Origin of the sequence: Pseudomonas sp. UBA5568 (assembly GCF_002425525.1) — a bacterium.
Classification (GTDB): domain Bacteria; phylum Pseudomonadota; class Gammaproteobacteria; order Pseudomonadales; family Pseudomonadaceae; genus Aquipseudomonas; species Aquipseudomonas fulva.
The window spans coordinates 21,156-31,180 of the sequence record NZ_DIMK01000035.1 but is presented as its reverse complement, the minus strand read 5'-3'; the positions used below and the strand labels follow the sequence as shown (position 1 = coordinate 31,180).

Below are 10,025 nucleotides of genomic sequence, written 5' to 3'. Positions count from 1 at the left end.
AGCGGCCGGCGAGCGTCCAGCACGCCCGGCGCGCGAAGAATCGCCGCGCAAAGGCAACCGCGGTAGCGCAGTGGCCGAGCGCCCGAGCGAAATGCGCAAGCGCCCGGCCAAGCCCGAGGGTGACAAGCCTGCAGGCCGTGGTCGCGGCAAGCCACGCGGCTGAGGCATTCGGAGCCATTGTTGGCCCTTGCTTAATTACCGACGCTGAACACATTGGGGCTGCTACGCAGCCCATTGCCCGCAAGCCGGCTTCTGCAAAAGGCGAATATCTCGCGCTGAGCAGGAGCCAGTGGCCAACGATGGGGCGCGAAGCGGCCCCAATGTGCAGCCCGCTAAATGATGCATGCCTTGCCAGATGCACCCTGCCAGAGGGTGCGAGTGTGCTGATCTGACTCAACTCATGGTCGGCCGTAACCCATTGGGCGCAAAGTCATTTCGTTAGTCTGGCAACTTATATTTCCAGCTTGTAAGGTTTTGTTTACAAGCCTTGGCTGATTCTCGCAGCAAATCAGAAAAAGTCCCCGTCCGTAAAGAAAGCTTGCCGAAGCTGCTGTCTCCGGTTGCGCCCTTAGCCCTTCACCTCCCTTGCCTAAACCCCCGCTCCACGGTGTTATAGCCCTCATTGCCCCGTGCAACAGCCCGCCGCAGAGCCGGTTGATAAAACAACAAATGGAGGCGCCATGTACGCCGATCAACTCGCCCACAAAGGCCATTACCCCAGGAACGCTGCGTTTTTTCCGCCGGAAACCACGCAACGCGTTGACGCCTGCGCGCTTGCAGGGTTATACAGTGCGCCGCGTTTTACCTGTGACCCCCTTGCGTACCGCGCACTCCTGACCCCGCCCGGTTGAATCGACCGCGCAGCTGTACCTTCAGGAAACAAGGTGACCACCTTGCCCATTCCGCTGCGCCACGAGCGCGGTGGGTCCGATTCCGTCACAGATAAAAACAATGCAGGTGACTTCGTTCATGAGTGGACACGACAAGCATTCAGGCGAGCTCAAGCGGGGCCTGAAGAACCGCCATATTCAGTTGATCGCCCTGGGAGGCGCCATCGGTACCGGCCTGTTCCTGGGTTCGGCGGGCGTGATGAAATCCGCCGGCCCGTCGATGATCCTGGGCTACGCGATCTGTGGTTTCATCGCTTTCATGATCATGCGCCAGCTCGGCGAAATGATCGTCGAGGAGCCCGTGGCCGGCTCGTTCAGCCATTTCGCCCATACCTACTGGGGTGGCTTCCCCGGCTTCCTGTCGGGCTGGAACTGCTGGGTGCTGTACATCCTGGTGGGCATGTCCGAATTGTCCGCCGTGGGCAAGTACGTGCACTACTGGTGGCCGGAAATCCCTACCTGGGTAACAGCCGCTGCGTTCTTCGTGCTGATCAACGCCATCAACCTGATGAACGTGAAGTTCTTCGGCGAAGCTGAGTTCTGGTTTGCCATCATCAAGGTGGTGGCCATTGTCAGCATGATTGGCCTGGGTGCCTACCTGCTGACCAGCGGCAGTGGCGGGCCTGACGCGACCGTGGCCAACCTGTGGTCGCACGGTGGCTTCTTCCCCCATGGGGTCAGTGGCCTGGTGATGGCCCTGGCGTTCATCATGTTCTCGTTCGGGGGGCTGGAGATGCTCGGCTTTACGGCCGCAGAGGCCGACAAGCCCAAGACCGTGATCCCCAAGGCCATCAACCAGGTCATCTACCGCATCCTGATCTTCTACGTCGGTGCCTTGGTGATCCTGCTGTCGCTCACGCCGTGGGACACCTTGGTCGCCAGCATCGATGCCTCCGGCGGCAGCTACGGCAGCAGCCCGTTCGTGCAGGTGTTCTCGTTGCTGGGCAGCGATGTGGCCGCCAACCTGCTGAACTTCGTGGTCCTGACCGCGGCCTTGTCGGTGTACAACAGCGGTACCTATTGCAATGCCCGCATGCTGCTGGGCATGGCCGAGCAGGGCGATGCGCCGGCTGCCTTGGCCAAGGTCGACAAGCGTGGCGTACCGGTGCGTTCGATTCTGGTGTCCGCGGCCGTGACCCTGATCGCCGTGCTGCTCAACTACCTGATGCCTTCCAGCGCGCTGGAGCTGCTGATGTCGCTGGTCGTGGCTACCCTGGTGATCAACTGGGCCATGATCAGCTACTCGCACCTCAAGTTCCGTCAGCACCTCAATCGCACGGGTCAGAAACCCCTGTTCAAGGCGCTGTGGTACCCCTACGGCAACTACGTGGTGCTGGCCTTCGTGGTCTTGATCCTGGGCATCATGCTGCAGATTCCGGGTATCCAGGTGTCCGTCTACGCCATCCCGGTCTGGTTGCTCTGCATGTTCGTAGCTTATGTCATCAAGTCACGGCGTAAGGGCGTCATCACTGAAGCCGTTGGCAGCGCCGCCAAATAAGCGTCGTACAGTCGCCTGTAAAACCCGAAGCGTCGACCGCTTCGGGTTTTTCTTTTCTGCGCGTCAGATCTGTTCCAGCAGCCACGCCCTGAATGCCCGTAGCGAAGGTAGCGCTTCGTTGCGCGGCGGATAGATCAGGTAATAGCTGCGTTGACTGGCGAATGCCAGGCCTGGGCTGTACAGCGCCCCTTTGGCCAGCTCGTCTTCCACGAGCACGCGGGGCACCAGGCCCACACCAATACCCGCCTGCACGGCCTGAATCAAGTGCGAGGTCAACTCGAAGCTTGGCCCCAGGCGCATGCTTCGGTGGGGCAGGCCATGGTGCGAGAACCATTCACCCCAGGCATGGGGGTTGTTGGCCACGTTCAATAGTAACTGCTCGCTGATGCGGGTGGGGCTCCAGTGCGGTTGTTCGTTTGCGGCCTGGGCCGGAAGGATCACCAGCAGTTCCTCGGCATGCAGGCGGTGGCTGATCAGCCCTGGCAGGTCACCGCTGGCCACGCCAATGGCTGCATCGATCTCGCTGGTGTCGAAGTCGATGGCTTCGATACGCGAATGCAAGTGCACAAGCATGCCAGGGTGCGCCTTGTAGAAGTCGTTCAGGCGCGGCAACAGCCATTTGGAGCCAAAGGTGGGCAAGGTGGCCAGGCGCAAAGTGCCGACCCCGGACTGATAGGCCAGCGCCTGTAGGGTCGCGCCCCGAATGCGGCCCAGTGCTTCGCTGAGCTCGCGTTGGTACAGGCGGCCGACGTCCGTCAACCGTACCTGGCGACCCTCGCGGCGAAACAGGGTCAGACCCAACTGCTGTTCCAGCGCCTGAACTTGCCGGCTGACCGCGCTCTGGGTCAGCGACAGTTCAGTGGCCGCGCGGGTGTAGCTCTGGTGCCGGGCGGCCGCCTCGAAGGCCAGCAGCAGAGACATGGACGGGGTTAGGTGGCGGTAATTCATTCATGAAAGTCATCGATAACGGCAGGATTATCCGTTTGCCCCTGGCGCAAAACTACAGGAACATTGCCACATTCGTCACTGTTGCCGGCGCCACCCATGCCGCCACGACATCTTTTCCGTGAACCAGCCCTATTCCGAGGCCGTCCTTCGATGATCGCCCAGCTGCCTACCGTTGCACCTGACGCCGACTACCCGGCATTCCTCAAAGCCCTGCATGACAGTGGCTTTCGTGGCCAGATCAGCGCCGACTACGGTACCCGAACCGTCCTGGCCACCGACAATTCCATCTACCAGCGTCTGCCGCAGGCTGCGGTGTTTCCACTGGACGCCGATGATGTGGCGCGCGTCGCCACGCTGATGGGCGAGTCGCGCTTCCAGGCGATCAAGCTGACCCCGCGCGGTGGCGGCACAGGCACCAATGGCCAGTCGTTGACCGATGGCGTGGTCGTGGATTTGTCGCGGCACATGAACGGCATCCTCGAAATCAATGCCGAGCAGCGTTGGGTGCGGGTGCAGGCCGGTGTGGTCAAGGATCAGCTCAACGCCGCCCTCAAGCCCCATGGCTTGTTCTTCGCGCCTGAACTGTCCACTTCGAACCGCGCGACCGTGGGTGGCATGATCAACACCGACGCCAGCGGGCAGGGCAGTTGCACCTATGGCAAAACGCGCGACCATGTGCTTGAGCTGCACAGCATCCTGCTCGGGGGTGAGCGCCTGCACAGCCTGCCGCTTGACGAAGACGCGTTGCAGGCAGCGTGTACGGCGCCCGGTCGCGTGGGTCAGGTGTACCGCACGGCCCTGGATATCTGGGACACCCAGGCTGAACTCATCCGCACCACCTTTCCCCCGCTCAATCGCTGCCTGACCGGCTACGACCTGGCGCACCTGCGAGACGAGCAAGGCCGCTTCAACCTCAACAGCGTACTGTGCGGCGCCGAAGGGTCGCTGGGGTATGTGGTCGAGGCCAAGCTCAACGTGCTGCCGATTCCCAAGTATGCTGCCCTGGTGAACGTACGGTACGCCAGCTTCATGGATGCGCTGCGCGATGCCAATGCCTTGATGGCGCAGCGGCCATTGTCCATCGAGACCGTCGATTCCAAAGTGCTTGGGCTGGCGATGAAGGACATTGTCTGGCACAGCGTCGCCGAGTATTTCCCGGCCGACCCCGAGCGCCCCACGCTGGGCATCAACCTGGTCGAGTTCTGCGGTGATGACCCCGTCGAGGTCAACGCAAAGGTCCAGGCCTTCATCGATCACCTGCGTGTCGACACCAGCGTCGAGCGCCTTGGCCATACGCTGGCCGAGGGGGCTGAGGCGGTGACCCGCGTCTACGCCATGCGCAAGCGCTCGGTTGGCCTGCTGGGCAACGTCGAAGGCGAAGTGCGGCCGCAGCCGTTCGTCGAGGACACGGCGGTGCCACCGGAAAAACTTGCCGACTACATCGCCGAGTTCCGTGCCTTGCTCGACGGCTACGGGTTGGCGTACGGCATGTTCGGGCACGTCGATGCCGGGGTTCTGCATGTGCGCCCTGCGCTGGACATGAAGGACCCGGCCCAGGCGGCATTGGTCAAGCCTGTCTCCGATGCAGTAGCTGCCTTGACCCGTCGCTACGGCGGTCTGTTGTGGGGCGAGCACGGCAAGGGCCTGCGCTCGGAGTACGTGCCCGAGTACTTTGGCGAGCTGTACCCGGCACTGCAGCGCCTCAAAGGCGCGTTCGATCCGCACAACCAGCTCAACCCCGGCAAGATCTGCACGCCGCTCGGGGCCAGCGAGGGCCTGACCAAGGTCGATGGCGTGACCTTGCGCGGCGAGCTGGATCGCACCATCGATGAGCGGGTCTGGCAGGCCTATGGCAGCGCCGTGCATTGCAACGGCAACGGTGCCTGCTACAACTACGACCCGAACGACGCCATGTGCCCGTCGTGGAAGGCGACCCGTGAACGTCGGCACTCGCCCAAGGGGCGGGCTTCGCTCATGCGCGAATGGTTGCGTCTGCAAGGCGAGGCGGGGGTCGATGTACTGGAGGTGGCGCGCAAGCCGGTGTCCTGGGTCAAAGGGCTGCCAGCGCGGTTGCGCAACGAGCGGGCGCGGCGCCAGGGGCAGGAAGATTTTTCCCATGAAGTCTATGACGCCATGGCTGGCTGCCTGGCGTGCAAATCCTGCGCAGGACAATGCCCGATCAAAGTCAACGTACCTGACTTCCGCTCGCGCTTTCTCGAGCTGTACCACACCCGTTACCAGCGCCCCTTGCGCGACTACCTGATCGGGTCGTTGGAATTCACCATCCCGTACCTGGCCCATGCGCCTGGTCTGTACAACGCGGTGATGGGCTCGAAATGGGTCAGCCGTCTGCTGGCCGAGCAGGTGGGCATGGTCGATAGCCCGTTGATCAGCCGGTTCAACTTCCAGGCGACCCTGACGCGCTGTGGCGTGGGCGTGGCCACTGTGCCGGCGCTACGCGAACTGACGCCCACCCAGCGCGAGCGCAGCATCGTGCTGGTGCAGGATGCATTCACCCGCTACTTTGAGACGCCGTTGCTGTCGGCATTCATCGACCTGGCGCATCGCCTGGGCCACAAGGTTTTCCTGGCACCGTACAGTGCCAATGGCAAGCCGCTGCATGTTCAGGGCTTTCTGGGTGCCTTCGCCAAGGCCGCCGTGCGCAACGCCACCCAGCTCAAGGCGCTGGCCGACTGCGGGGTGCCGTTGGTCGGGCTGGATCCGGCCATGACCCTCGTCTATCGCCAGGAATACCCGAAAGTGCCCGGGCTCGAAGGGTGCCCCACCGTGCTGTTGCCTCAGGAGTGGCTGCTGAGCGCGTTGCCCGAGCAAGCGGCAGGGAGCACGTCCACCTTCCGCCTGTTGGCCCATTGCACCGAGAAGACCAACGCCCCTGCCAGCACCCGGCAGTGGGAGCAGGTGTTCGAACGCATGGGGCTCAAGCTGATCACCGAGGCCACCGGGTGCTGCGGCATGTCGGGTACCTATGGGCACGAGGCGCGCAATCAGCAGACCTCGAAGGACATCTTCGAGCAGTCGTGGGCGCTGAAACTGGATAAGGAAGGGGAGCCCTTGGCGACCGGCTACTCCTGCCGCAGTCAGGTCAAGCGCATGGCCGGGCGGCCGATGCGTCATCCATTGGAAGTGGTGTTGCAGTTCGCCAGGCGCTGAAGGGAGACTTGCTCGACCGAGCGGTGTGAAAACGTGCTGAAGCGTCAGGTGTCGATCAGCCGTTTTCACACAGCCAGTGCGCGCGGTCTAGTCCTGATCGGCGCTGGTCTGATCGTCACCTTCCTGCTCGCGGGCAGGTGCCGAGTCGGCATGGGCGGTAACGGTGGGCTCTTCTGGGTTCAGGCTTGGGAAGGGAAGATTCGGGATCTCGTGCATCTCGTCGTTCCTCGCAAGTGTGAGTGAAAAGGCTGCGCCAGGCGCGTGTGAAGCTTCAAGAAGCTGGGGCAGGATACACAAGTCTGGATGACAGTTTGGCTTTTTTCCTACGCCCGGCCCCCGCAGCGGGTCGATCAAGGCGGCTCGTGCCGCAGGCTCAAGGCTGCTCTGGCGGCATAAAAAAGGCGTGACCGGCGGCCACGCCCGTGTGAGCCCCGAGACTGAAGCCTTGGGCAGTTTACTTGCGCCCTTCGGCCGTCTCGGCCACTTTGTCGGTGCGTGCGCACATGATGAAGTCGTTACGGTGCAGGCCTTTGATCGAGTGGCTCCACCAGGTAACGGTCACCTTGCCCCACTCGGTCAGCAGCCCTGGGTGATGGCCTTCGGCCTCGGCAATTTCCCCGACGGCATTGGTGAACGCCAGGGCATGCTTGAAATTCTTGAACGAAAATACGCGCTCAAGCTCCATGTGCCCGTCACGCACTTCGATGTTCCAGTCCGGTATTTCGCGAATCAGCTCGGCAAGCTCCTGCTCGCTGACTTTCGGTGCATCGGCGCGGCAGGCTTCGCAGTGGGCTTGGTTCAAGGCATTCATACGTTCTTATCCATGTGGCGTTGTGAGTGGCAAGCAGCGGTCAAGCGGCAACCTTGGGTGGAAACTTCGGCGCGTGCAACCCCAGCTGTTGGGCTTGCGCGACCATGCCCATGATGTCTTCATGAGCCAGGTCGAACAGGCGCTTGAGCTCTGGCAGTATGAAGTACACCGGCTGCAGGATGTCGATCCGGTAAGGGGTGCGCATGGCCTCGATGGGGTCGAAGGCCTGGTGCTCCGGTTCGCCGGACAGGCTGTAGACCGTCTCTTTGGGCGAGGACAAAATGCCGCCGCCGTAGATCTTGCGGCCGTTGGGTGTGTCCATCAGGCCGAATTCGATGGTCATCCAGTACAGGCGCGCCAGGTAAACACGCTGTTCTTTCGTGGCGGCCAAGCCCAGCTTGCCGTAGGTATGAGTGAATTCGGCGAACCAGGGGTTGGTCAGCAGCGGGCAGTGGCCGAAGATTTCGTGGAAGATGTCTGGTTCCTGGAGGTAGTCCAGTTCTTCGGGTGTGCGAATGAATGTCGCCACCGGGAAGCGCTTGCTGGCGAGCAGCTCGAAGAACGTCTGGAACGGAATCAATGCCGGAACCCGAGCGACCTGCCAGCCGGTGGTTGCCCCCAGCACCTTGTTGATCTCGCCCAGCTGCGGAATGCGGTCATGAGGGAGCTTCAACTGCTCGATACCGTCGAGGTATTCCTGACAGGCACGCCCTTCGATCACCTTCAGTTGGCGGGTGATCAACGTGTTCCACACGCCATGCTCCTGCTGCGGGTAATCGATGAAGCCCTGGGCATCCGGCTCGCGGGCCACGTACTGGGTGTGCTTCATGAAGGTCTCCTGGTCGGCTCTTGTCGTTATGTACAGGTAGGCATCAGAAATAACCCTTTATTGCTCGGTGCACACCTACTTATGCAAGGGCTAGAGCGCAGGCAAACACGCTATCTTGTAAGGATAATTTTACAAATCCGCTATTTTGTCCCAACATCAAGCGCCTGCGATGATCGTTAGCGGTCATTTCGTCAGCATTTCTTTACAAGTTTTCCGCTCAGACGGGAAGTTTTTGCCAGGCGTACCCTCTATGCGTATCAAAGTGCACTGCCAGAACCGTATCGGTATTCTGCGCGACATCCTCAACCTGCTGGTCGAATACGGCATCAACGTATTGCGGGGCGAAGTGGGTGGGGACCATGGCAACGCCATCTACCTGCACTGCCCGAACCTCATCAACCTTCAGTTCCAAGCCCTGCGCCCCAAGTTCGAGGCCATTACGGGCGTGTTCGGCGTCAAACGCGTGGGGCTGATGCCCAGCGAGCGCCGGCACATGGAGCTCAATGCCCTGTTAGGGGCGCTGGAGTTTCCCGTGCTCTCGATCGACATGGGCGGCAGCATCGTGGCGGCGAACCGATCGGCGGCCCAATTGCTGGGGGTGCGAGTCGACGAAGTGCCCGGCCTGCCTCTGGCTCGCTACGTGGACGACTTCGACCTGCCGGAACTGGTGCGTAGCAACAAGTCGCGTATCAACGGCCTGCGGGTACAGGTCAGGGGCCATGTGTTCCTGGCCGACATCGCGCCGCTGCAATCGGAGCATGACGACAGCGAAGCGTTGGCTGGGGCCGTGCTCACCTTGCACCGTGCCGATCGCATCGGTGAGCGTATCTACAATGTGCGCAAGCAGGAGTTGCGGGGGTTCGACAGCATTTTCCAGAGTTCACGTCTGATGGCTGCCGTTGTCCGTGAAGCCAGGCGAATGGCGCCGCTGGATGCACCGCTGTTGATCGAGGGGGAGACCGGCACCGGCAAGGAGCTTCTGGCCAGGGCGTGCCACCTGGCCAGCCCGCGTGGACAATCACCGCTGATGGCGCTCAACTGCGCCGGCTTGCCTGAGTCGATGGCCGAGACAGAGCTGTTCGGCTACGGGCCGGGCGCCTTCGAGGGCGCCCGCGCCGAAGGCAAGCTGGGGCTGCTGGAACTGACGGCCGGCGGCACGCTGTTTCTCGATGGCGTGGCTGAAATGAGCCCGCGGCTTCAGGTGAAGTTGCTGCGGTTCTTGCAAGACGGGTGTTTTCGGCGTGTGGGCAGCGACGAGGAGGTCTATCTGGATGTGCGGGTGATCTGCGCCACGCAGGTGGACCTGTCCGAGCTTTGTGCCCGGGGCGAGTTCCGGCAGGACCTGTACCACCGGCTCAATGTGCTGTCATTGCACATTCCGCCCTTGCGCGAGTGCATGGATGGGCTTGATGGGCTGGTGCAGTATTTTCTCGATCAGGCCAGTCGGCAGATCGGATGCGCCATGCCTCGCCTGGCGCCGGGGGCGATGCAAAAGTTGGCCAGCTATGAGTGGCCGGGTAACGTTCGACAGTTGGAAAACGTGGTGTTCCAGGCTGTGTCGTTATGTGAAAACGGTGTGGTCAAGACTGAACATGTGCGATTGCCCGATTATGGCGTGCGACAGCCTTTGGGTAATTTTTCACTGGACGGTGCATTGTCCGATATTGTCGGGCGTTTTGAAAAAGCCGTATTGGAAAGTTTGCTCAAGGAGTTTCCAAGCAGCCGAGCATTGGGCAAGCGCCTGGGTGTATCGCACACGACCATTGCCAATAAGTTGAAAGATTATTCACTGGGCAAATCGGCAGGGCACTGAGTGGACGGTGCTAAGTGTAGGGGCCTGTTGCTTCTAACTTTTGAGTGTTACTTGTGTGCAGACGG

Annotated in this window: 7 protein-coding genes and 1 pseudogene; 4 read left to right on the top strand and 4 right to left on the bottom strand. The window is 61.6% G+C overall.

Annotation, left to right across the window (positions count from 1 at the left end; translation table 11 throughout):
- Positions 1-163, top strand: a pseudogene (locus tag B2S33_RS11310) (23S rRNA pseudouridylate synthase B); the annotation flags it as partial.
- Positions 164-969: 806 nt separating this feature from the next.
- The gene (locus B2S33_RS11305) at positions 970-2,388 is read left to right on the top strand and encodes an amino acid permease (protein WP_027915907.1); all 1,419 of its coding nucleotides are present in this window, start codon (positions 970-972) and stop codon (positions 2,386-2,388) included.
- A gap of 63 nt (positions 2,389-2,451) precedes the next feature.
- On the opposite strand, the gene B2S33_RS11300 is transcribed toward B2S33_RS11305, so the two are convergent.
- Positions 2,452-3,336 carry a LysR substrate-binding domain-containing protein gene (locus B2S33_RS11300; RefSeq protein ID WP_027915908.1) on the bottom strand — a complete coding sequence of 295 codons (885 nt, stop codon included), beginning with the start codon at positions 3,334-3,336 and terminating at the stop codon, positions 2,452-2,454.
- Positions 3,337-3,486: 150 nt separating this feature from the next.
- On the opposite strand from B2S33_RS11300, the gene ydiJ reads away from it, so the two are divergent.
- Positions 3,487-6,507, top strand: coding sequence for a D-2-hydroxyglutarate dehydrogenase YdiJ (gene ydiJ / locus B2S33_RS11295; RefSeq protein WP_242809717.1), 3,021 nt, complete (start codon positions 3,487-3,489; stop codon positions 6,505-6,507).
- A gap of 87 nt (positions 6,508-6,594) precedes the next feature.
- Here the strand turns inward: ydiJ and B2S33_RS11290 are convergent, their stop codons facing one another.
- From B2S33_RS11290 to phhA, 3 genes are all read right to left on the bottom strand, one after another.
- Positions 6,595-6,723, bottom strand: coding sequence for a hypothetical protein (locus tag B2S33_RS11290; protein ID WP_255212317.1), 129 nt, complete (start codon positions 6,721-6,723; stop codon positions 6,595-6,597).
- A gap of 238 nt (positions 6,724-6,961) precedes the next feature.
- Entirely contained in the window at positions 6,962-7,318 is a 357-nt protein-coding gene (locus B2S33_RS11285; RefSeq protein ID WP_110607036.1) for a 4a-hydroxytetrahydrobiopterin dehydratase, read from the bottom strand.
- Between the two features lie 40 nt (positions 7,319-7,358).
- Positions 7,359-8,147, bottom strand: a complete 789-nt coding sequence (gene phhA, locus B2S33_RS11280) for a phenylalanine 4-monooxygenase (protein WP_027915910.1) — start codon at positions 8,145-8,147, stop codon at positions 7,359-7,361.
- A gap of 250 nt (positions 8,148-8,397) precedes the next feature.
- Here phhA and B2S33_RS11275 point away from each other — a divergent pair, with 250 nt between their 5' ends.
- Positions 8,398-9,960, top strand: coding sequence for a sigma-54-dependent transcriptional regulator (locus B2S33_RS11275; RefSeq protein ID WP_197874273.1), 1,563 nt, complete (start codon positions 8,398-8,400; stop codon positions 9,958-9,960).
- Positions 9,961-10,025: the final 65 nt, after the last annotated feature.

Bases quoted from the DNA above. Each gene is read 5' to 3' on its own strand.
- phhA (WP_027915910.1), bottom strand. From the start codon at position 8,147: ATGAAGCACACCCAGTACGTGGCCCGCGAGCCGGATGCCCAGGGCTTC.
- B2S33_RS11290 (WP_255212317.1), bottom strand. From the start codon at position 6,723: ATGCACGAGATCCCGAATCTTCCCTTCCCAAGCCTGAACCCAGAAGAG.
- B2S33_RS11300 (WP_027915908.1), bottom strand. From the start codon at position 3,336: ATGAATTACCGCCACCTAACCCCGTCCATGTCTCTGCTGCTGGCCTTC.
- B2S33_RS11285 (WP_110607036.1), bottom strand. From the start codon at position 7,318: ATGAATGCCTTGAACCAAGCCCACTGCGAAGCCTGCCGCGCCGATGCA.
- ydiJ (WP_242809717.1), top strand. From the start codon at position 3,487: ATGATCGCCCAGCTGCCTACCGTTGCACCTGACGCCGACTACCCGGCA.
- B2S33_RS11305 (WP_027915907.1), top strand. From the start codon at position 970: ATGAGTGGACACGACAAGCATTCAGGCGAGCTCAAGCGGGGCCTGAAG.
- B2S33_RS11275 (WP_197874273.1), top strand. From the start codon at position 8,398: ATGCGTATCAAAGTGCACTGCCAGAACCGTATCGGTATTCTGCGCGAC.